The organism is Novipirellula caenicola (assembly GCF_039545035.1).
GTDB lineage: Bacteria > Planctomycetota > Planctomycetia > Pirellulales > Pirellulaceae > Novipirellula > Novipirellula caenicola.
In genome coordinates this window covers 278,295-299,156 of sequence record NZ_BAABRO010000012.1, presented here as the reverse complement: position 1 = coordinate 299,156, position 20,862 = coordinate 278,295, and the positions used below count along the sequence as shown (strand labels likewise).

At 54.2% G+C, this 20,862-nt stretch carries 22 protein-coding genes; 13 read left to right on the top strand and 9 right to left on the bottom strand.

Annotated elements, in window-relative coordinates; all coding sequences use genetic code 11:
* Both ABEA92_RS21765 and ABEA92_RS21760 read right to left on the bottom strand, forming a co-directional pair.
* Positions 1-571, bottom strand: a 571-nt coding sequence (locus tag ABEA92_RS21765; RefSeq protein ID WP_425572476.1) for an IS91 family transposase, incomplete at its 3' end; no start/stop codon positions are given.
* A gap of 3 nt (positions 572-574) precedes the next feature.
* Positions 575-1,483: a site-specific integrase gene (locus tag ABEA92_RS21760; protein ID WP_345319779.1), complete on the bottom strand. Its 909-nt coding sequence runs from the start codon at positions 1,481-1,483 to the stop codon at positions 575-577.
* Positions 1,484-1,697: 214 nt separating this feature from the next.
* On the opposite strand from ABEA92_RS21760, the gene ABEA92_RS21755 reads away from it, so the two are divergent.
* Both ABEA92_RS21755 and ABEA92_RS21750 read left to right on the top strand, forming a co-directional pair.
* Complete coding sequence (locus ABEA92_RS21755) at positions 1,698-2,168, top strand: hypothetical protein (RefSeq protein WP_345686100.1); 471 nt, start codon at positions 1,698-1,700, stop codon at positions 2,166-2,168.
* A gap of 234 nt (positions 2,169-2,402) precedes the next feature.
* Positions 2,403-2,990, top strand: a complete 588-nt coding sequence (locus ABEA92_RS21750) for a hypothetical protein (protein WP_345686098.1) — start codon at positions 2,403-2,405, stop codon at positions 2,988-2,990.
* 67 nt (positions 2,991-3,057) lie between these two features.
* On the opposite strand, the gene ABEA92_RS21745 is transcribed toward ABEA92_RS21750, so the two are convergent.
* Positions 3,058-4,251 (bottom strand): recombinase family protein, encoded by a 1,194-nt coding sequence (locus ABEA92_RS21745; RefSeq protein ID WP_345686096.1) that lies wholly within the window; start codon positions 4,249-4,251, stop codon positions 3,058-3,060.
* Positions 4,252-7,456: 3,205 nt separating this feature from the next.
* On the opposite strand from ABEA92_RS21745, the gene ABEA92_RS21740 reads away from it, so the two are divergent.
* The 7 genes from ABEA92_RS21740 to ABEA92_RS21710 all read left to right on the top strand — a co-directional run bounded on the left by ABEA92_RS21740 (position 7,457) and on the right by ABEA92_RS21710 (position 12,226).
* Positions 7,457-8,041, top strand: a complete 585-nt coding sequence (locus ABEA92_RS21740) for a hypothetical protein (protein WP_345686094.1) — start codon at positions 7,457-7,459, stop codon at positions 8,039-8,041.
* A 95-nt stretch (positions 8,042-8,136) separates the two neighbouring features.
* Positions 8,137-8,712, top strand: coding sequence for a hypothetical protein (locus ABEA92_RS21735; RefSeq protein WP_345686092.1), 576 nt, complete (start codon positions 8,137-8,139; stop codon positions 8,710-8,712).
* A gap of 88 nt (positions 8,713-8,800) precedes the next feature.
* Positions 8,801-9,556 (top strand): SIMPL domain-containing protein, encoded by a 756-nt coding sequence (locus ABEA92_RS21730; protein WP_345686090.1) that lies wholly within the window; start codon positions 8,801-8,803, stop codon positions 9,554-9,556.
* 550 nt (positions 9,557-10,106) lie between these two features.
* A complete protein-coding gene (locus tag ABEA92_RS21725; protein ID WP_345686088.1) occupies positions 10,107-10,511 on the top strand; it encodes a hypothetical protein in 405 nt (134 codons plus the stop codon).
* Positions 10,512-10,542: 31 nt separating this feature from the next.
* Positions 10,543-11,010 carry a hypothetical protein gene (locus ABEA92_RS21720; RefSeq protein WP_345686086.1) on the top strand — a complete coding sequence of 156 codons (468 nt, stop codon included), beginning with the start codon at positions 10,543-10,545 and terminating at the stop codon, positions 11,008-11,010.
* Positions 11,011-11,129: 119 nt separating this feature from the next.
* Positions 11,130-11,690: a hypothetical protein gene (locus ABEA92_RS21715; protein WP_345686084.1), complete on the top strand. Its 561-nt coding sequence runs from the start codon at positions 11,130-11,132 to the stop codon at positions 11,688-11,690.
* 104 nt (positions 11,691-11,794) lie between these two features.
* Positions 11,795-12,226 carry a hypothetical protein gene (locus ABEA92_RS21710; protein ID WP_345686082.1) on the top strand — a complete coding sequence of 144 codons (432 nt, stop codon included), beginning with the start codon at positions 11,795-11,797 and terminating at the stop codon, positions 12,224-12,226.
* 213 nt (positions 12,227-12,439) lie between these two features.
* Here the strand turns inward: ABEA92_RS21710 and ABEA92_RS21705 are convergent, their stop codons facing one another.
* The 6 genes from ABEA92_RS21705 to lexA all read right to left on the bottom strand — a co-directional run bounded on the left by ABEA92_RS21705 (position 12,440) and on the right by lexA (position 18,007).
* Positions 12,440-12,853, bottom strand: a complete 414-nt coding sequence (locus ABEA92_RS21705) for a hypothetical protein (protein ID WP_345686080.1) — start codon at positions 12,851-12,853, stop codon at positions 12,440-12,442.
* On the bottom strand, positions 12,850-14,427 hold the full coding sequence (locus tag ABEA92_RS21700; RefSeq protein ID WP_345686078.1) for a recombinase family protein: 1,578 nt from the start codon (positions 14,425-14,427) through the stop codon (positions 12,850-12,852). The genes ABEA92_RS21705 and ABEA92_RS21700 overlap by 4 nt, the downstream gene beginning before the upstream one ends.
* Complete coding sequence (locus ABEA92_RS21695; protein ID WP_345686076.1) at positions 14,424-14,930, bottom strand: DUF2924 domain-containing protein; 507 nt, start codon at positions 14,928-14,930, stop codon at positions 14,424-14,426. The genes ABEA92_RS21700 and ABEA92_RS21695 overlap by 4 nt, the downstream gene beginning before the upstream one ends.
* Before the next feature lie 343 nt (positions 14,931-15,273).
* A complete protein-coding gene (locus ABEA92_RS21690; protein ID WP_345686074.1) occupies positions 15,274-16,197 on the bottom strand; it encodes a hypothetical protein in 924 nt (307 codons plus the stop codon).
* Complete coding sequence (locus ABEA92_RS21685) at positions 16,154-17,347, bottom strand: hypothetical protein (RefSeq protein WP_345686072.1); 1,194 nt, start codon at positions 17,345-17,347, stop codon at positions 16,154-16,156. Before ABEA92_RS21685 ends, ABEA92_RS21690 begins: the two co-directional genes overlap by 44 nt.
* 6 nt (positions 17,348-17,353) lie before the next feature.
* Positions 17,354-18,007 (bottom strand): transcriptional repressor LexA, encoded by a 654-nt coding sequence (gene lexA / locus ABEA92_RS21680; RefSeq protein WP_345686070.1) that lies wholly within the window; start codon positions 18,005-18,007, stop codon positions 17,354-17,356.
* Between the two features lie 538 nt (positions 18,008-18,545).
* Here lexA and ABEA92_RS21675 point away from each other — a divergent pair.
* From ABEA92_RS21675 to ABEA92_RS21660, 4 genes are all read left to right on the top strand, one after another.
* Positions 18,546-19,190, top strand: a complete 645-nt coding sequence (locus tag ABEA92_RS21675) for a hypothetical protein (protein WP_345686068.1) — start codon at positions 18,546-18,548, stop codon at positions 19,188-19,190.
* A 109-nt stretch (positions 19,191-19,299) separates the two neighbouring features.
* Complete coding sequence (locus ABEA92_RS21670; protein WP_345686066.1) at positions 19,300-19,539, top strand: hypothetical protein; 240 nt, start codon at positions 19,300-19,302, stop codon at positions 19,537-19,539.
* A gap of 40 nt (positions 19,540-19,579) precedes the next feature.
* Positions 19,580-20,338, top strand: a complete 759-nt coding sequence (locus ABEA92_RS21665) for an ATP-binding protein (RefSeq protein WP_345686064.1) — start codon at positions 19,580-19,582, stop codon at positions 20,336-20,338.
* A 55-nt stretch (positions 20,339-20,393) separates the two neighbouring features.
* On the top strand, positions 20,394-20,852 hold the full coding sequence (locus ABEA92_RS21660) for a DUF669 domain-containing protein (RefSeq protein WP_345318260.1): 459 nt from the start codon (positions 20,394-20,396) through the stop codon (positions 20,850-20,852).
* Positions 20,853-20,862: the final 10 nt, after the last annotated feature.

Here is a 20,862-nt window from a genome sequence, read left to right as displayed (position 1 = left end):
AGGCCGTACCGTGATGCATGAAAAAGTTTTCCGCAGTCGCTTGCCAACAGCCTTCGGTTTCGTTGACTCCGCCACCGGGGACAACGAAGTGCACGTGCGGATGGTAGACCATGGGATCGCGTCCCCAGGTGTGCAGGACGCCGAAGAAGCCGAGCTGGCACCCGGCGAGCGAACGCATGGCACCCGCCACGTCACGAATCGTGTCACTACCGCAGTCGAAGATGGCGGTGTAGCCTTCGCGACGATGGCCGCGCAGCAGCGAACGCAGTTCCTCGGGAACCGTAAAAGTGACCAGGAAGTGATGCACCGGCAACAGTCGTTCCGACTGCTTGGCGAGCCAACTCTGCGTCTTGTGCTTCTGGCAGTTGGGGCAGTGACGATTGCCACACGAGCGACCGATGAGGTGTTTCGCTTGACACTTCTCGCATTCGATCAGGACACGGCCCAACGCGCCAGTGCGGCAGCGGGTGATCGCATCCAGGACGATCCGCATGGGAAGCGGCACTCGGTTGCCGAAAGCTTGAAACAGTGCCGGTGCGTGCTGTCGGAGGCAGCTCGCAACGGTGGGCATCGCTTAGCGTCTGCGAAAGATCTGTTCGATCGTTTCTCTGGCGTTCGCCTCGGCGGTGTCGGTCAGGTGCAGGTAGATCATCGTAGTCTGCAGGCTGCTATGACCGAGATACTGCTGAATGACCTTTAAAGAGACGCCTGCTTCGAGCAGATGCGTGGCATAAGAATGTCTTAGCGTGTGGATACTGACACGCTTGGTAAACTTCAGCTCCACCGCGATCTTGCCCATCGCCTTTTGCAAAGTCGAAGTCTGGATCGGGGTGTTGGCCGTAGACGATTGTTTGTGATTACGCCCCTCGGCGGGGAAGAGGAACCGTGGATGTTGATGAGTCACCCAGTGTTGCCGGAGCCAGTGAAGTGTGGAAGTCGGCAGTGGCACGTAGCGATCTTTGGCGCCTTTGCCTCGGTGAATGTGAACCATCATCCGCTGGGAATCAATGTCACCGACTTGCAGGTTGCGAGCTTCCTCGAGCCGCAAGCCCATCGAGTAGGTCGTCCAAAAGAAGGCTGCAATCCGCTCGACTCGGCAGGCGTCGATGATGCGGTGGACCTGTTCGATAGTGAGTACTTCGGGCATCGTTTTGGACCGCTGCAGCTTCATCGTGGCGAGCGTCTGCCAGTTCCGCTTGCAGGTTCGCGAGTAGAAGAACTTGATACCTGAGAAGGCTACACGGATCGACCCGTACGCAAATTGTTTTTCGTTCTTGAGGTACAGAAAGTATCGCCGCAATTCGGCTTCGGTGATCCGGTTGGGGCGTTTTTCGCAGTAGTCGGCCAGTTGGCGGACAGCTCGCAGGTAGCCGTGCACGGTGCGTTTGCTCATGCCGGCAAGCTGCAGGTCGTCGTTCATGTTCTGATAGAGCTTGCCGTCGAAGTAACGAGATGCAGCGGGGAGGTGATCGTAGTTAACCATGGTAGATCCTTGTTGAGAGAGTAAAAAAACAACAAGAAAACATGCCAGCGCCCTGAGAATCGGCTAAACTGACGCTCTAGATAAAGCAGCCACGCCGCCGCGATAGCGGCTTACTTGAACAAAGGCATGAACGCGGAGTCGCCGATCACGCGTTTTCAAGTGGAGCATCAACCGCGGCGACCCGGTTACGCCAAACGTTCCCCCAAGTAATTAGATGACGACGTATGACCGCTTCGTAATCGACGACGGCGTATCGATTTGCCTATCTGACCTGGAATACGGATTGCGTGCGACCGATGATTCCTATCGGCTTAATGGCGATGCGATCCTACGCGGCGACCACGATTGCGCAATTTTAGTGGACGTGTCGCACCGCGGATCAGACATCTTCGATGGCGATATTGATCTACTGATCGGTTTTGCCGAGAACCGACGCGATAGTGATGCCATCATCTCGCGTCTCAAGAAAGCGACGTGCATGGTGACGATGCAACTGGTGAGCAATTCCGATAAATCGGCGATGGAACACGTGTTTGCATTCCTGCGCAAAGCTCACACTGGATTAACGGTCTACGAAGGCGGTATATTTGATCTCCCCGAGCCGCCGCCTAAATGGATCGATACAATTCGGCAAGTGGTTCGACGACTGTCTCCACACAAATACGAAGATCGGGGGAAACTATGACATGGAAACTATGACATGCACGTGTGGACGGCTCGCGGCGTTTGCTTAACGAATCATCAACTCTCCGTCCCCATGACATCGCCAACGTTATCCGGCTGAACTAGAATATGCAAACAATCACAAGTTTTTAGAGCACTGGTGATACTACCCGCTTTCGTCGCATTGCCAGCCTGTTCTGATCAGCAATGCAGTGAGCATCAGCAAACCGGAAATGACACGGAGCCTAAATTATCCATGCAGCCTCGGACATACCTGAAACATCTCTCTGACTTTGGAGGGTTCGATTGGTTCGTCTTGTTTTTCGAAGCAGATTTTGACGAAGTCGCGGCAGCGTACGAGAGCGTCGCAAAGCTCTCTCTGGAAGACGGAAGGTGGATTGAACCATCCGCCTCCCTTTTTGATCCTTCCGGAACGGTTGTTGAACTCGCTGATTCCCCCTGGTCAGCGATTTTTCATTCGGTCGGACGCGATCTGCCACTCGACGTCGGCAAGTTCATGGCTGAACTAAACAGTCGCGTTGTCACATACGAAGCGAATGACACTGCGGGCGTCGTTGAACTCAAGCTTCATCTGCCAGACGGAACCACAACGCGGTATATGGATGCTACTGATGTGGATGCTGAGAACGAGTTGAATGACGACATTGGAATGCCGCCGGTGTCCGGATACAAGTCGAATGCCTCTCACTCAGAATTCTTCCGAGAAATGGTGATTCCTGAGGTCAACTTGTATTGCGATGGCCAGGGGGGCTTTGTCGTTCCTCGCGAGCAGCGTAGTTCGGTTGGTCGCGTCCGCTTTTCGAAGACTATACCCGGCGGATAACCGTGGCGGCGGCGTAACGATGGGGAGTTTGATCAGCCTTCGAAGCTTACGATTGCTTGCTATCGAGCTACTGCTCGGGTGAGGCAAACAATTCAATCGCATCGTCTTTGAACGTGAAGCCAATATCACGGCTATCGCTGTCGTAGTCGATTTGGAGCACAAACTCCTTCAGGAGCGATTGCCGCTCCGACGTGACCATGACTTTCCATTCATCGCTGAATCGCTCCGCCACGTCTGAATCGGTCGCCCAACCAGAGAGTCTTGCTGCGACAAACTCTTCGATATCCCATGCTGGTAGTGAAACCTTGGGACATGGCGGACGTCCGCCGGCGTGGGACCGACATTGGTACCAGCGATATCGGATGTTGCCCCGGGTGCTAGTGTTCGTGTTCAACGCTCGGCCGCACTTTGCGCAATGCAGTAAACCACGCAGCGGAAAAAAATCCTCGTTCGAATCCCGTTTTTGCGGTGCCCTTTTCTGCCGAGCTTTTACTTGCTGGCGGACCCGCTCGAACTGTTCAGGCGTAACAATCGCCTCGTGGTTGCCTCTCTGCTTCGCATCGCCAGGCAGATAGCCAGCGTAAACGGGGTTGGAAAGGATCTGCAAAAGCCGACGCGCGTTCCAGACAGTTTGGCCGCCCTCACGCCGGTTCGCCAAATCGGCAATCTCCGCCGGTGTTCTTCCGCGCTCGGCGAGCTTGAAGAAATCACAGACCACGACCGAATCTTCTGGCACCGCAACGAGTCGGTTGAATATCCTGTCAATCGTGTATCCAAACGGAACGAGACCGGCAACTCGCTGTCCGCGAGACTTCATTGCGGCACGTGACTCCGCCATGCGTTCCCGTGTCAGCTGTTGTTGGAATTCGCTCGCCGCAGCGATAATGTTGGACGTAAAGCGACTTGATGCGGACTCGTTGAAGTTAGGGTCGGTGACCACTGTCAACGCGACGCCGAAGCGGTCGAAGATATCCATCAACCTCGCGAAGTCAAAAAGCCGTCGAGTCAAGCGATCGATGCTGTAGACAATGACTCGATCGAATTGATCAAGCTCAACTCCGGCTAGTAGGCGTTGCATTTCTGCTCGAGCAAGCGATTCACTTGACTGGCCGGCGTCTTCAAACACGTCGACGACCTTCCAACTAAAATTGGCGGCGGTGTGCATGCAGATTTGTCGCTGCAGATCACATGAAGAAAATTCACGACCGTTGACTCGCGACTGACGTGCATAAATCGCACAACGGACAGGCTGTTCCAACATGAAACCGCTCCCTTCGGCACAAGGTCTGAAGACAAACGCTTCATTGTAATTGATGCATCAGGCACGTCGATTGAAGCGTTCATGCAAACAGTCTCTGGTTAACACACTTTTTTAAAAAAAAGGTTGTGAGTGTTAAATTGTGTTGACTACTTTGCCCACCGTCATGAAGGCAAAATTTGAGCCTTCGTGGACAGTAGCCAAATGCTGCTGCCCACCTTAAACGTCAAAGGCCGATGCACACGCATCGGCCTTTTTGCGTTTATTTCCGTGTTTTCGGCACTTTCTTGCCACAACTCGTTCGCCACGTTCGCTCTTGTCCGGTCGGGTTACCTAACCGGAAAGCAGCTTTCCGCCACGCCCTCCCGAACCCAACAACGAAATCTCTCAGACTCTCTCGGTTAACATGCTCGCCCTAGTTAACAGAAATGGGCGAGCGAGAGTATCGATGGCAAACGCGACCAGAGCGTTCGAGACCGCTGCTGTTTGAGATCGATTTCGGACGGATTCTGGAGAGTGCCAGTGCGAGATCGCCGCGATGAGTGGGGTCATCCCTGCACGGCTCTGCCGGGAGATCCGTCAGCGAGCGAATCAAACTCGATCATTCTCAGAGAGTGAGACGCTGGACGACGCCTGGCTCTTCGATTTCAAGACCGAGACCTTCAGTCCCGCCAGCATGCTCTCGAGTGGTAAAACCATATATCACTCGAGTCACTCTCTCCCGAGTGATATAACCCAAATTGCTTGACTCACCCAGTGATATAAGGTCGAATTTGCTCATATCACCCGACTGACCCGGGGTTAAAAAGATAGTTCTGACACGCTTGAGTCGTTTTTGATTCGACCTCCAATGTGACCGAATGCGGGCATGACGATGCGAGTGTCGTGGCGGACGTGAATGCTACCAGTGCATTGACGCAATGGACCGTTTTTGCTTCGGTCGACTATCGCAGGCGGACGCGACCTGCGGTTGCACTTGCGTTTCCTACCCCGTTCAATTGCTTCGATCGCAATCATCTTTCTGCCCCACATCTTTTGGCCATTGCTCCGGCGCTGGCAGCGTCCCCATTTACTTGCTTGACTGGATCGACTCATGGTAAACTCATGCAACGTCGGGCTCGTTTCGCTGCAAGCTTGGTAAGCACCGCTCGCGGTCAGAACCATGCGGTCAACGGGAGTTCGCGAGCCAGTCCACTTTAATAAAACATCAAATCCTCGAACCCCGTTACCGCGGCCGTTCGTCGACTTAGCAGACTCACATATGCCTGAGCCAATCTTAGACCCAAAGCGATACTACGAGACTTGTCGAGTCCGCAATTGAGATTCTCGGTCAAGACAATGTTTCTCGTTGTGCTAGTCGTTGCAGTCGTGCTCGGCTTTCCCGCTGCTAGCGCGTTCGCATTTTCGTTTATTCCGATCTCAGCTTATCTCGTACGTCGACGACATCGTACGCGTAACCCGCCGTTGCTCGCAGAAATCGCTATTGCTGCGGCTTTGCTTATTCCGCCTTACGCTCTCTCGCTCGGCCCAACTCAGATGTTGATTGGGTATCTGAGTGCCGCAGGTCGCAAGCAATCGGTGAACCGAGTTATCAACTGGCGAGATTCCTTCTATACTCCGGTCTACGAGATCAGCGATGACGGTGCATGGGACTACTTATGGGCCCAATACACTTACGGTTGGTACCGCTGTGGCCATAGAATAGTCTCGTCGTCAGAGCCTTTCACCGACACTGACGAAAGCGACGAACCATGACATCCACCGAAGTACGCGATAAGGCGTCTACAAATGGAACGTCAACCGCGCGTACTCGGTGATGTCCGCCGTTATCCGACCGAGTGGATATTCGCTGCTCAAAAGGATGCACGAACTGCTTCATAGCGGCCCCAACGAAAGCAAGCACGTGCCCCAACCTATAGTTTTCGCTTTTTTGCTTTGCGTCCTACAGGCGAATTGCCTTGCAGCACAGGGGAATCCAGCGTCGAATTCAGAGCTTCTTGCTCGCATACAAGAGTCGCACGCCAAAAGTTCAGGCTTTTACGACGACGGGCATTTTGTCTGGGTCGAAAAGTCTGGCTCTTGGACAGACCCCGCCACTGGACTGAAGCATGAACCTGAAGAGCGGAGGTTCGAGTACTGGGCGCGGCACGGTGAGTGGTCCAGGTTAGACATTACCAAATACTCTAACGGGCAACAGATTGGAGTGGTCGGAAGATCACTTGCTGTTCCGGACCAGCCGCTTCGGTCAAACTGGGGCTGCACCGCAACAACTTGCACGAGACCGCCGCCGCATCCCCAAGACTTCCCCGTGTTCAATGCAGGTATTAGCGTCGGAGACACTCGGCTTTCAACCTATATCTCAAAATGGCTCGAAGGCTCTGAAGACGTTGTCTCGCTAGCAGTCGATGATTCAGATCCATCAAAACTGACGTTTGAAATTGTTGAAGAACGATTGCAGGGCCGCCTGACTTACGCTGCAAACGTTGATCCCAACACCTACCTTGTCAGCTCTTGGGAACGTGAGGCCGTCACGAAGGATGGCAAACATACATACCGTCAAAAACGCCACCTTCAATACGACAAAGAAATCGCTGGGCTACCTCGACGATGCTTTGATTCTGACGCGGATATGGATTATGAAATTTCGTTGACGTCGCTTGACCGTAATCCAGCGCCGTTAAGTATCTTCGATGTCGGGATCCCGTATCCAGCAAACACTGAGACTACTAACTATCGGCTTGCGTACGCTGTGACTTTCGGGGCGGCTCTAACTCTAATTTTCGTGGTTTACCGACGATTCCGAGCGACTTCCAAATCCTCGGATTGCCCAACGCCCTAGCACTTTCGCGGATAACCATGCCGTTAACACGAAGCCGGACTTGCGGCATTTTTTACAGTGGATAGTCGTCACTTCCGGCTCGGTGACGGCGGACGTTCGTCGGACTGAAGACACACGATGCGCAACGCGTTGATCTGCCTTGCAATTGCTTCTCTCGCCCCAGGTTGCGCGCCGACGCCTGTGATTCATCCGGCCGTGCTCGAACTTGAGTTTGACGCCGCAATTCCTCAGGCACGCGACGACGTCACTGGGGTGACACACCTCACCTTGCGAGGGCGTCAATTTGGAGCCGATGATCTTCGTCTCATCGAACGATGCACGAACCTGCGTGTCTTGTCGATTCGCGCATGCAACGTGGATCAATCGCCGATGCTTACAATCGCTCCCACAGTTCAACAACTCTATGTGTCGAATCTAAAATCACGCTCGCCGGTAACACTGATCGGTGGCGAATCGCTCGGGATGCTGGTTTTCACGTCTTGCGAATTGGACAACTACAATTTGGATCGACTGAGGTCGAATGACTCGCTTACGCAACTTACCGTAGTCGATTGCACTGTTTCCGACGAGACGATTTCCTGGATTCAACATCAGAATGGCCTGACAACACTACAATATGGTAACAACGATGCTTCGTCCGATTTGTTTGTGTACTGGGCGACTACCAACCTCACGCATGTGGACATTGCGGGAATGATTCCTTCAACTGAGTCAGTCGCCTTTCTCGAACGACAACCGTCACTTTCACATTTTTCGATTGATCTCTGCGGTGATCCAATCGCCGGTGCGGCTGTTGCGATACTGCAACGCAAGTCGCTGAGTTCAGCACACCTTTTTTGTCCTCGCAAAGATTTGCCACGGTACAATCAACTTTCTAGCAACGGGATTCCGATTGTTCGCGTCTATCAACGACACAACGATCTCTCGCGAACCAAATACACCGACGAACCATGACATGCACGGGAGAACGGCTTGCGCGGTTTCTGAAGTGGAGAATCTTTCGTCCGTTCCCCGTGATGTCTAGCGTTGTGCCGCTGAAGAGAATCGCCATGAATTGTAGAATGCTCGGCTCGTCGGTCCTGTTGGTTCTTTTCGCTGTTCTGCAGCCAGTGGTCCCGCTGTGGGCACAGTCTCCCGCTGAAATCCCGCAAGCTGCTGCAATGTTCGAACGTCTGATTGAGCAACTTCCGGCGGACGTCGAGCCCATCGATATTCACAAATATGTTGGGAAGCCATTTGTGTATACGCTCCATGCCAGCAATTCGCGTGAGCAAGAAACTGCGCTTGTGGGCTTCGTGGTCTCAGGGCGGCTTTATGTCGTGCATTGTCTGCGAACCGAAAAACCCGTCGTTACTGTGTACCACTGCTCCACGCTGATTGCCGATTACGTACCCGTGACCAAAGACGGCGACGAATCATCGCGTATTCCTGTTCGGTCTACGGGAATCGATTCGTTTGAAACAGAACTCAGCGACAAGAGAACTGAAATAGCTGGACTTGCGCAAGCTGCGGACGTCTTCGCAGTAATCGACGGGCGTGCAAAAAATCGCAAGCTGCCATTTGAATTCTCAACGATGTACTCAACGTCACCTGACGCACCCAGGGATGGCACAACAAAGCCGTGAACCGGAGCACTCAATTACGCGGCAACTGAAATCAAAGTCTTCCGTTCGTGCCCGGTTACGGCAGACGTTCTGCATCGGAGACAGACTGTTGCGATTTATCGAAGTGATAGCGACTGTCCGAGTGGAACGCGACATCGAAAGCTATGAGGCAACGCTCGAACTGTCTACATCCTCCGGAAGGAAAGTGACCTGCTTCGATCAAGCTCTCGAATCGCGGGAAACGGTTATTGGCATATTGAAAGACTGCGGACTAACCAATTCCGAGATACGCGAGGGCGGCGGTGAAGCGGTACAGAATTTTTGGTCATCGACGAAGTCCGTCGTTCATCGAATCGCGATACGCAACAAGAGCATGGACGTCCTCATGTCGGCGATGGCCGCAACAGAACGCCACTTCTCAGCATTGCCACGCCCATTCTTTGGACGAACGAAGCACAACTTCACATTTCACGCGCCTGTGCCAATCTATGCAACAAATGTTTCCGCGGACGATGCGTTGAGGGAAGCAATGCAAAATGCTCGCAACACGGCAGAGGTATTTGCGAACGAATCAGGATATCGCTTGGGGCGATTGATTTCCGTTGCCGAGCACTATTCCCAACGACGCCCTGATGCTAACGCAGGGCCAAGATACGGCTATCCAGACGACACGAGTGTCGATTTTTGTCTATCCGAAGACGACGCAATTGGTGCTATTGCGTATACTGGCCTCCCAAAGAACACGGCGAACGCGGCACGACGATTCCACGTTCGTTTTGCCGCAGAAGATGCAGAACCATCGGATGCACGGGAGACCTCGGCGCAGTCGGTCTTGAAATCAAAGTCAACTCCTCGGTCCCCGTGATCCGGGCCGTTCTGACACGCTTGAGTCGTTTTTGATTCGACCTCCAATGTGACCGAATGCGGGCATGACGATGCGAGTGTCGTGGCGGACGTGAATGCTACCAGTGCATTGACGCAATGGACCGTTTTTGCTTCGGTCGACTATCGCAGGCGGACGCGACCTGCGGTTGCACTTGCGTTTCCTACCCCGTTCAATTGCTTCGATCGCAATCATCTTTCTGCCCCACATCTTTTGGCCATTGCTCCGGCGCTGGCAGCGTCCCCATTTACTTGCTTGACTGGATCGACTCATGGTAAACTCATGCAACGTCGGGCTCGTTTCGCTGCAAGCTTGGTAAGCACCGCTCGCGGTCAGAACCATGCGGTCAACGGGAGTTCGCGAGCCAGTCCACTTTAATAAAACATCAAATCCTCGAACCCCGTTACCGCGGCCGTTCCCCGATGCAATTAAAAATTACGGAGTCCAATCGTTGACACACAATCACTTGATCCTCTTGGTGTTAACGTTAGTCGCTGGCAGTGGGCTTTGTGCTGCTGAGACAAAGCAGCAAATGACAGTTACACTAGACGACTCGAAAGCGACAATTCTAGTTGATGGCGAATTACCGCTGAGCTGCATGACCGCCGCTATGGACGCAGCGACCGATCTGGGATACGACGGCGTTACGGCTTCACAAGTCGCGGCTGCCAAACAGGCTTTGTCGCCGACGGGCGTATCGTTTATTGTCAACATCGAGACCGATACCGTCACATTTCGCTCGTTGCGGCCGGTGCCTAGCAAGGTCGTGATCTGTTTTCTCCAGCGACTGGATTCAGCGTCAATCGGTAATGTACGTTTCGCGGCGTTTGACGCCGAAGAAGCATGTAAAGGGGGGGGGCAACCCGATGCACCCGCGTCGGCGAGTCCGGGCGATTCGACAATAGAAGATCAACCGCGCCGACCGGGTGATCGGTAGCGTTATCCCACTGAATTGCGTTTCACAAAACATGGCTAAACGCATCGAATCGCCAGTCTTCGGAAAACTGAAGCATCATCGTGCGAGTCAAGAGTACTCGGCGAAGATGACGCACAAAGATACATCGATCTCCATTCACTTCGTTTGCGAGACCGACGGCGCGATGGATCGTTTGCTTCCGTTTGGAGAGAAGATCTGGAAGGGACGGGTGCGGTACTTCAAGGTGTTTCGCGAGTACGCGGTTGCTGAACTGCTTGAGCAATTGAACGGTTTTCTCGACTGCGGCGAGGACGATCCGCCGCAAGTGACGGCGAAAGAACTCCGAGAGATTTTGGCCGCACCGTTTTCGATTACGTTTTTCGAGTCCGGCAACGACTACGAGACGCTCGTTTGCGACATTAGCGGAGGTGACGATCCTCGGCTTCACGAACACTGCTTGACGGTATACTTAGATGATGCCGGGCGAGTAACTGATGGCGAGGCGGTTTCGCTCTTTTGACAGTTAGGTCGCTGGGATAACCATGGCATTCACACGGAGCCGGGCTTGCGAGCGATTTGGCAATGGTTGACTTTTTACTCCCGGCCCGGTGACGGGCGACGTTATGCATGAGGAACTTGATGAACGATGAAACCGGTGATTCATGGGCTCCGCATGAGTTTCATGCAATGCCGGTTCAACACCCGCCTAGTCCTTGGTCTCGTTTCGTTGAACGCGACGAAACGTATCTGAATCACCTTGGATTTTCGGACGGCTGTTCACACTGCCAGGTCGTGTCTGATCGTGGGGTTTCGGTCTATTCGCTTCCGTCGCTTGTACTTGTTCACAACGAGCCTGAATACGACATTGGTATTGCATTTCCCAACCTAATGATGGACGGCGTCGGTCCGATCGCGGGACAACGGTTGCGGTTCGCAGGGCGATTCGGGGGCGGATTCTCCTACCGGAACGGCGACGACTTGTTATGTGAACCGCTCCATCTCACGGGAACTCGTGTTGCAGTGTTCATTAAGTCGAATTCCGCGCCGTTCGACCTTTCGGCGAACTTGCTGGCCAACCCGTATTCGAAGATCTTTGACGGAGATCCTGTGATTGCGGTCGGGTTCTGTCCCTGCGACAATCACTTGGTCATCGCAACGTCTCGGCGTCTACGTATTTCAACCCGACAACCCAATGCATGACCAGAGAATTGCACGGGAGTGGCGATGGCCGTGCGTTTCGACGTGGATGATCAAATCCCGCCACCCCGTGAATTCCGCCGTTATCCGAATGAAACGACGCTCTGATGGCATGGTCGTCTGATTGGCTCTACAAACTGCTGCTTGATCGCGCACGCGAAACATGGAACGAAGCGCAAACCGCAGCCGCGCAGCGCGGTGAGCCGGCCCCAGACTATTTGGTCGCCACCGAACACCCGACGTTCAATGAACAATTCACGATGGCCTTCGGTGACCCGGTGCGCATATGGACATCTCTTGATGACTTTGCTTCACTCGCTGACTTATCGGTGCTGCCGAAGAAGTCATTGACCGTTGATACATCAAGGAGCATTTTCGCGATTCCATTGTTTGCGTTTCACATACCGGACGATCGCAAGCGCGTCCTGATCTCGCGCCACATCGGTGGGCGGTACGGTAATGGTGGCTGGCACGATGTGCTCGGACAGGCTAGTCGCGGTAAACTTTCGAATGCGGGTCATGCCGGATGGGTCGCTTGAGAAGATCGGATAACCACACCGTGAACGCGCGAACTGACAAGGTCTGATTGACATGCGAGTGCGGAGGATCGCCGTGTGACCGCAAGCCACGGGCTCCGTATTGAGTGTTGCAGGCAGCGTAATCGGTGTCGCCATTTGGTGACGAAGATTGGACACGCCGAGGCGACTTGCATAACTCGCAAAATTCAAGCAGTCGCTAACGTGCGAAAGCATTTACGACGTCTTGCTGCATGGGGGGGCGCTGCCGATCTTATTCCAAACCTGTCGCTGCTTACTCCAGTTCGGTGACTGCAGGACGGTCCGCAGATCGCGTTCGGTAGTAACTATGTCGCCATTGGTAACGGGAGGGAGGTGAAGAACCGCTTCCTGAATGTCCGGCGCGAGCTGGAGCAGATTCAGTATTTGAGTGACTCGGGCGCGGGTGATGCCGGCGGTGCGGGCGATCTCTGCCTGGTCTTTGACTTGGCCGGTTGCAAGCAAGTGGTCGAGACGAATAGCGAGGGCCATCAGTTTCGACACGTGGGGCAGACGTGGCGTGGGCGGGCGTTTGGCCGCGGTGGGCGACGTGACGCGGTGTTGGCCGCGTGCGGCGGCGGTGGTTTGGAACTTGGCTTGAATGTGCGTCATTGTGTTTGTGTTTCCGAGGTCGGGGTAATGGTGTCGAGGGATTCGAGCCCCGTGGGGCTGAGGGTAATGGACAGGTTGCTGTCGGTAGGGTCGTGGTCGATGCGTTCGATTAGAAGTGACATCAATCGACTTCGCTCGCTGAGGGTCATGTGGTCCCACAGAGTTTCAAGGTCGTCGATTGCCTTGAGGATCGAAACGCGATCGGGAGTGGCGGAGTTGATCGTGGCAAGTTGCTCGTGCAGAGTGCAAAGACGCATACGGTCGCGGTGATGTTGCTCATTGAGCGACGCCAAGGAATCAAGTCGAATAGTTTCGCGGGAAGCGTCGGATGTGGGGACAGAGAGCGAGTCGATGGACCGCTCGGTCCGATGTATCGCAGCCGCGAGTGCTGTTTGCTCTTTTATGACTTCGCTGCGACGTTCATCGATGGATCGGCGGACACGGTTGCATATCGCGTTCAATATTTTTTCGTCAATCGTCAGCGACTGAAGTTGAGCGACGATGAATCGTTCGACTTCTTCGGCGGGCAATGATGGACGCGGGCAGGTCTTGCGGCCTCGTTTAGTTGCCTTGCTGCAAACGTAGTAGCGATAGCGTTTGGACTTCGTTCGTGCGCCACTCGATGCATGCGTCATCATGCACCCACAAGCGGTGCAGTGAATGAGACCGGCGAGCACTCCTGGGGAACGCCCATGAACCCTATCGCCGGCGCTTACTCGGTTGGCACGAAGCTTCTTCTGGACAAGATCATAGGTGTTGGAATCGACGATCGCGTCGTGCTCGCCTTCATAGATTTGGTCGTGGTAGGTGACTTTACCGAGATAGATTCGGTTCGTCAGCAAAGCATGGAGTGTGTTCTTGTTAAAGCGAACGCCGCCGACCGTTTTGCCTGCCTTGGTTGTCCAGAGTTTTGTCCGGAATCCGCGTTGTTCGATCGCGTCAATCGTTGTTAACAATCCTCCATGCTCAAGATAGAGATCGAAGATTTGGCGAACACGAACCGCTTCTGATTCGTTGACGACCAACCGCTTCGTATCACGGTCAATGTCGTAACCCAGAACCGGCCGGCCGCCAATATATTTGCCTTTGCGGCGGGCCGCTCCCATCTTATCGCGTGTTCGTTCGCTGATGATTTCACGTTCAAACTGAGCGAACGATAATAGAATATTAAGGGTCAGTCGCCCCATACTGGAACAGGTATTGAACTGCTGGGTCACCGAGACGAACGAGCAACCTGCGACGTCGAGCGTATTCATGATTCTAGAAAAGTCGAGCAGGCTGCGGCTGAGTCGATCGACTTTGTAAACAACCACGCAATCAATCAAACCGGCCTCAATATCACTGAGAAGGCGTTTCAGCGCCGGTCTTTCCATGTTGCCGCCGGTAAAGCCGCCGTCGTCATAGAGCGTTTCAACTTCGGTCCAGCCTTCACCTCGTTGGCTGGCGATGTATGCAGCACCGGATTCGCGTTGCGCATCGAGAGTGTTGAAATCTTGGTCGAGCCCTTCCGTTGTTGATTTGCGAGTATAGATCGCACATCGAATGTTTTTAGGCTGTTTGGTGGATGCGATCATTGATTTGCCCCCTTCTTCTGGCTCAGTTTAAAAAACGTGAAACCGTTGACGTGCGAGCCGGTCACCGCGTTAGCGATTGCCGATAGCGTGCTGAATATCTCGCCGTTGAACTCGAAGTCGCTTTGACGGACCAAAACGGTTAACGTCCTGCCCTTATAGGTCTTCGTCAGAATGGTGCCAGGCGGCGGCAATCGTTCGTCACGATCATCGTCAGCAGCAACGAGGCACGTTTGTTCATTGGCTTCGTCGATCTTCATGGTAAAGTCGCGAGGCGGACGTTTTCGCAAGTCGGCGTCGTCGGCCATCGCTAGCGCCCGCTGGCGTACTCGTTCTGGCAAACCTCCTTCTTCGTTCGCTTGCAGCCGCCAAGCAATTTTCTTGACAAGCCAATCGCGATTGTGGCTGCGTGGGGGCTCGCCGCAGACGGACTCGTAATGGTCTTTCAAAGCCCCGGTCGCCATTCGCTTCATGCGGGCGACTTCGCGGTTGATGTTTAAGGACATGGGTTCTCCGTGGCTAAAGAGTAAGGATCGTAAATCTCGCGGTTCGTTTACCGCTTGATCACAGAGAGCGATCATTTGCCGAAGAACTCAAGCCAACGTGCGAGACTTTCGGCGAGTCTTTTTCCAAGTGATTGGAATGTGCCGTCAAATGCCGGACGACGGCTTTTGCGAGAATATCGATAATTTCATCAACTTGCCGTTCGGTTACCGTGGCATCAGCGTGTTGCATTAGGTCTGTTGTCCAAGAGAGATTACAAATGTCGGCAGTGGAGTTAACACACCGCTCCTACTTGTAGACCTTCCAACTGGGAGACCCGAATGGCGAAGGTTGGAGAAATGTTTTTCAGCGGAGAGATTTTTGTGGCAATCGCAGGACGGCGTCGAGGTCGCCAGCGGTTTGCCAAAGCAACCGAAGTTCGTTCGCCGAATCGTCCTTCAAGCAGCGGCTGACATCCACTTTGCTCATGCCCGTTCGGGCGGCCATGTCGTTTTGGGTTGGACGCGGCAGTAACTCAGCAGTTGCTTCCGCATAGCTGGCCGCGGTTCTGAGATGTTGTTTCAGTTCATTGACGAGCAGTTCGATCTTAGCGACTCGACTCGATCGTTTGGACCTTGATGGCGGCTTTAAATCGTGACTATCGGCCGCTTCGAGAATTTGATCCTCGATCGCATCCCAGTCGAGCCATAGTTGAACCTCGTCCTGGTGAACGACATCTTCGATCGCGATCACTCGATTGGAAAGGTGTTCTTCCCAGTACTCAGCGACCATTGGCGTGGGCGTGAAGATGATCGTCCGCGGCCGTCGCTTCAGTTTTTCGAGGATCTCATCGTGATAATTAAACGCGATGCCGCGAACGAACCAGAGTTCACGACTGCGGCTGGCGATCGTCCTCCGGCCAATATGCCAGAGCCGATCGGATACCAACGGTTCGATCGATCGCCTCGTATCAGCGAATAAATGGTGCAGTGCTGCAGCGGTGTCGAACACCAGTTGGTCCAGTTGCTCGGGACGAATCCGCGTTGGACCGCATGGCGAACAAACAATGTAACCCTGACGAATTCCACTTGCGTCCGGGACGTAGGTCACCGGTTGGTCCTCGCCACAGTCAGGACAGCGGATCGCAGCAGCACGCATTGTCGGGCGGAGTAAACCATGATGCCTGGCCGGGGCGAGTTGCGTCCTGTAGACGCGAGTGACCTCGTCAACCGTAAAGACCGGCGGATCAAGCTCCCACTGCAACCAGACTGGGTGCGTCGTTGGTCGCACAGTCGATCTCCCACATTTTCAAGTGCTTCTGGACGATCTCGGCGCGATCGGGCGTCAAGCTTCGCAGGTTGCATGTTCGCGGCGAGATGCGAATCTTGCGATGACCGGCCCGTGCAAAACGTGTGGCGGGAAAGTCGATCCGGATCTCGACCGCGTTCACCCGGAATTGCCAAAGCAGTTCGTCCGATGAGCTCAACTCCTCGGCGATCGCTTGATGGATTGTGTCTTCAGCATTCTTCTTGTTGACCCCAGTGGAAAGGGGGCGATTGGAGTTTCGATTCAGCATCGAAATCGTTTCAATGCGAGCGCGGATGTTATCCACAGGATCGGTCGCCAAATGGAACGTCGGATTTTTGAGGTGATCGAGTGCATAGGCTTGGTCTGGTTCGTAGGGTCCGAGTCTCCATCCGAGCACGCGGTCAGCAAAGATTTGTTCGAGCCGCTCCTTGCGTGGCTGTCGAAGTTCGGTGCTGAGTTCGAGTGAACCGGCGACTCGGTCATAAGCGAATATGACCTGCACTGTGGGACGAATCGCGATCGTTTTTAACCGACCTGTGTCATCGTGAGTGTTTTCACAGCGGATAAAGTCATCCGGATGAGCGATGAAGTACTCCATTTCATTGCGGGTAATGGTTTCAACGGTGACGTATTGGCCGCGACCTTCTTCACGCAGTAAATTCGAGATCCCTTCGGCCAATCGTTCTTTGACATTTGGCGCGAATTCGACATCCGCCGGCACATCGTTTCGCCGTCGCCAGAAACTGCATGTTTCGAGGTCGAGAAAGGTGGATGACGCCGCAAAAATCTCCGGTTCGTTCAAACGGACCCACATCGCTCGGCCGTGCAAATCGAGGTCGGTCGGGATGCGAGACATCAGGTCGGGGACGCCGTGCAATTTCGCTGTGTCGTCGATCGCGGTCATGCCGGCTTCGTTGGCGAACGATCGCACGTTTTGAAGATCGACCTCGACGGCGTTGCGATCACTTGGAAGCAGTTCATTGATGTAGTCGAGCATTGGATCGACTTCCCGTTCGGCCAGCTTTTCCCAAGGAACATCGAACTGGCCGGGCACATGGTGGATGAACCATTGCTGCAGCAACGAATTGGGAACCACGCGGAACATCGTGGATGTGGAGACTTGTTGAGGCATTGCAAACTATCTTTCATATTTACGAGAAACACCGATGACTTTTCCAAGCACACGAAAGTCGCTGTCAGGCTGCACGACGATCGGTTTGTATTTCCGATTTTCGGGCAGCAAGCGAATCGATCCATCGTTAGTTTCCAGTCGTTTGACGGTTGCTTCGTCATCGATCATCGCGACAACAATCTCACCGCTTTCGGCAATCAATTGTCGGCGAACGATGACGACATCCCCGTCTCGCATATCCGCATCCTTCATACTGTCGCCGCTAATCGTCAGAGCAAAACATTGCCCGCGAGCTACCAAGTCCGACGCAACCATGATTTCGCCCATTCGATTTTCTTCAGCCAACATTGCTGGGCCGGCTTTGACCACCCCGACCAGCGGCACACTGACCATCGACTCGATTGACTGACTTGGCCGGCGAACGACGCGAAGGCTGCGAGCCTTTCGCGGTTGTCGGCGGACGTAGCCTTTGCGTTCAAGTTGCAAAACCAGTTGATGGGTGCTGGCGGCGGTAATGCCAAGCTTCTCACCGAGTTCGGTCATCGTTGGTGCGATGCCATTGCGGTCAATAGCGGCGGACAGTTCGTCGAGTGCTCGCATTTGACCTTCGGTGATTTCGTTCTGGCGTGGTCGTCCTCGGCTAGGCTTGGTTGGCTTCATGATCGGGCTTCCTTGGCGGTCGTGTTCCTGCGGCTCGAATTAGCGCTGATAGACGTTGTTTCGTGCTAATGTAAATCTAGTCATCCGGATCATGCCGTCTAGTGCGATTTTGCTAGCAATGTCGCAAGTCGCTAAATCACAACGACTTAAAATTTGAATTCGCGCTGACAGATGAGGTGGACATCGGTATGGCGGTTTTACAGTTGTAGGTCGTCTTCATGATGCGACTCCCAAATGAACGAGGAAGGTGAGGAACGCATTCCGTCCAGAGTCATCAGTGCGCGTGACACGGTTGGTCCAAACGCCAGGAAAATCTTTTCAGACCGCCGCTCTGCGGGAGGGATCGTCGCTGTTGCAGTTTCAGTTAGTCCGATTTGGTGTAACTGAAACTGAGGAAATTTGGAGACGTAAATGCGGCGTTGGGCGGGGCGAAACGAACCAATGAAAATTTCATAGTTCGATTTCGTGCAACTTCGTCGGTGGGTGTGGCCGCTGCCGTGATGCGGCCTTTTCAACACCGCCCGCCGACGGAGCGAACATGTCTTTCCCCTTCCCAAGCCAATTTGCAACCTCGCCTGCTTGCCGCGTGGATGCGGATCCGAATGCCCACTGTCAATCTCTTGCCGACGACGCGTTTACGCAGACGGTAATTCGCCGCAAGGTCCGGCAACTGTTGACGTACCCAGAATTCGCGCAGCACGAAGCCGAGGACATTCACCAAGAACTGCAGACCCGTCTCGAAGAAGCGATGCGATTGCACGACGATGACGTTGGCCATCGGAATCCCTACATCACGATGATCGTGGATCGTCAGGCCAGCCACCTGTTGAAGTTTCGCCGTTGGAAAACACGAGCCGACCTTGGAACGTCATCGCTGAACGTGATGATTGAAAGCGGTGGCGAATATCGCGAGCTCCTTCAGTGCGTCAGTGATGACGATCGTCGTCGCCGGTTGGAAACCGCGGAGTTATCCGAGACTGATTTGGTGGATATGCGAAACGATCTGTCGGTGGTCATTGCGAAGTTGCCCGATGAATGGCAACGGTTCATGAAGCTGCGTTTGAATCATTCGGTTGCCGAATGCTCTCGGATCATGAATGTGCCGCGTTCAACGCTGAAGTCTTGGCTGCCGAAAATCGCTGAGATTTTCCAGGAAGAAGGACTTCGAGACTATATCGTTTGAACTTTTTTCGGCACGGCTTCGCCTTTTGGGACGCTGAGTTGGAAGGTCTAGAGGTAGCGGGAAACCGCGAATCAAACGACCGCCCTTACCTCTCAGCTCCAGGTTCCCCATGCCCACCGTTTCACTCGACATTGAACGCCGCGTCGCCATTTCTCTCGCGGTTGGTCGCTACCTGAGATCGGCCGAACGTTTTAACGAAGCCTCCCGTGATTTCACGGGAGCTTGCAAATCGCTCCGAAAGCACCTCGGCAGCGGACAGCGTTTTGTCGTCCAAGTTGACTTCAAGCACTACATCGTCACCAGCGATCGCGATGGCAATTTCGATGTCGAAGCGATCACGTCTCTCTAAATCATTCCGTTAACCAGCCAACGAAGGAATTGTCCACTCAATGACCAACTTACTTGAAACCATCCAATCTGGCCGTCAATCGAAGCCGCCACGTGTCTTACTGTACGGGGTCGAAGGCATCGGTAAGTCAACGTTTGGCAGCGAAGCTCCAAAGCCGATCTTTATTCAAACGGAAGACGGTCTGGATGAAATCGACTGTGATCGTTTCCCACTTGCGACCAAGTTCGATGACGTCATCGCTGCACTAAAAACGCTTGTGGGCGAGAAGCACGACTACGAGTCTGTCGTGATTGACTCTCTCGATTGGCTAGAGCGTCTCGTCTGGGACAAACTGTGCCAACAGTATGCCGTCGAGTCGATCGAGAAGGTCGACGGCGGGTACGCTCGCGGTTACATGCACGCCCTCTCTCTGTGGCGTGAAGTGCTCGATCAGCTTGGCGTGCTGCGTTCGCGAGGCATGGTGATCGTGATGATCGCTCACTCCAAGGTCGAACGGTTCGAGGACCCTGAGTCATCGCCGTACGACCGCTACTCGCCGCGGTTGCACAAGCATGCTGCCGCACTCGTGAAGGAGTGGTGCGACGCCGTTTTGTTTGCGACTCGCAAAATGCGAACGCAGAGCGAAGACGGCGGTTTCAACCGTAAACGCACGATCGCTCATGCCATCGGCAAAGAAGGCGGCGAACGAGTGATTCGGGCGTACGGATCGCCAACCTGTGTCGCCAAAAACCGTTACGGCATCGCCGAAGAATTGCCGCTCTCCTGGGACGCTTTCGTCACCGCCATGTCGGCTAACTAAACGACTCCCCCACTCTTCCATCCACAGACTCCAGACTAAGGACTACAGACTCACAATGGCAAACCTGCAAGGCTTTGATGCCAACACCGTCGAACCTGCCGACGATCTCGAACCGATCCCCGCCGGCAAATACGTGGCCGTCATCACTGACAGCGAACTGAAGCCGACCAAAGCGGGGACCGGTAACTACCTTCAATTGACGTTTCAGATCGTGGAGGGTGAGTACGCAAACCGTCTTCTCTGGGTGCGACTCAACCTCGACAACCCCAACGCGACCGCGGTGGAAATCGCCCGGCGGGAGTTGTCTGCGATCTGTCGGTCGGTCGGCGTCTTGATGCCTACCGACTCGGCCGACCTACATAACTTGCCGTGTGTGATTCACGTGCGAGTGAAGCGACGCAACGACACTGGCGAGTTGCAGAACGAAGTGAAGGGGTATTCGAAGGTCGGCGCGACCGCGGAGACGAAACCAGCCGCCAAGATCAGCGGCACGGAGGCCCCTTGGAAGCGATAGCCGCGGCCTC

Coding starts and splice junctions, on each gene's coding strand:
- lexA (WP_345686070.1), bottom strand. CDS start 18,007: ATGAAGCCAACCAAGCCTAGCCGAGGACGACCACGCCAGAACGAAATC.
- ABEA92_RS21700 (WP_345686078.1), bottom strand. CDS start 14,427: ATGATCGCATCCACCAAACAGCCTAAAAACATTCGATGTGCGATCTAT.
- ABEA92_RS21755 (WP_345686100.1), top strand. CDS start 1,698: ATGACGACGTATGACCGCTTCGTAATCGACGACGGCGTATCGATTTGC.
- ABEA92_RS21725 (WP_345686088.1), top strand. CDS start 10,107: ATGACAGTTACACTAGACGACTCGAAAGCGACAATTCTAGTTGATGGC.
- ABEA92_RS21740 (WP_345686094.1), top strand. CDS start 7,457: ATGCTTACAATCGCTCCCACAGTTCAACAACTCTATGTGTCGAATCTA.
- ABEA92_RS21695 (WP_345686076.1), bottom strand. CDS start 14,930: ATGTCCTTAAACATCAACCGCGAAGTCGCCCGCATGAAGCGAATGGCG.
- ABEA92_RS21670 (WP_345686066.1), top strand. CDS start 19,300: ATGCCCACCGTTTCACTCGACATTGAACGCCGCGTCGCCATTTCTCTC.
- ABEA92_RS21745 (WP_345686096.1), bottom strand. CDS start 4,251: ATGTTGGAACAGCCTGTCCGTTGTGCGATTTATGCACGTCAGTCGCGA.
- ABEA92_RS21675 (WP_345686068.1), top strand. CDS start 18,546: ATGTCTTTCCCCTTCCCAAGCCAATTTGCAACCTCGCCTGCTTGCCGC.
- ABEA92_RS21720 (WP_345686086.1), top strand. CDS start 10,543: ATGGCTAAACGCATCGAATCGCCAGTCTTCGGAAAACTGAAGCATCAT.
- ABEA92_RS21760 (WP_345319779.1), bottom strand. CDS start 1,483: ATGGTTAACTACGATCACCTCCCCGCTGCATCTCGTTACTTCGACGGC.
- ABEA92_RS21750 (WP_345686098.1), top strand. CDS start 2,403: ATGCAGCCTCGGACATACCTGAAACATCTCTCTGACTTTGGAGGGTTC.
- ABEA92_RS21710 (WP_345686082.1), top strand. CDS start 11,795: ATGGCATGGTCGTCTGATTGGCTCTACAAACTGCTGCTTGATCGCGCA.
- ABEA92_RS21735 (WP_345686092.1), top strand. CDS start 8,137: ATGAATTGTAGAATGCTCGGCTCGTCGGTCCTGTTGGTTCTTTTCGCT.
- ABEA92_RS21705 (WP_345686080.1), bottom strand. CDS start 12,853: ATGACGCACATTCAAGCCAAGTTCCAAACCACCGCCGCCGCACGCGGC.
- ABEA92_RS21660 (WP_345318260.1), top strand. CDS start 20,394: ATGGCAAACCTGCAAGGCTTTGATGCCAACACCGTCGAACCTGCCGAC.
- ABEA92_RS21715 (WP_345686084.1), top strand. CDS start 11,130: ATGAACGATGAAACCGGTGATTCATGGGCTCCGCATGAGTTTCATGCA.
- ABEA92_RS21665 (WP_345686064.1), top strand. CDS start 19,580: ATGACCAACTTACTTGAAACCATCCAATCTGGCCGTCAATCGAAGCCG.
- ABEA92_RS21685 (WP_345686072.1), bottom strand. CDS start 17,347: ATGCCTCAACAAGTCTCCACATCCACGATGTTCCGCGTGGTTCCCAAT.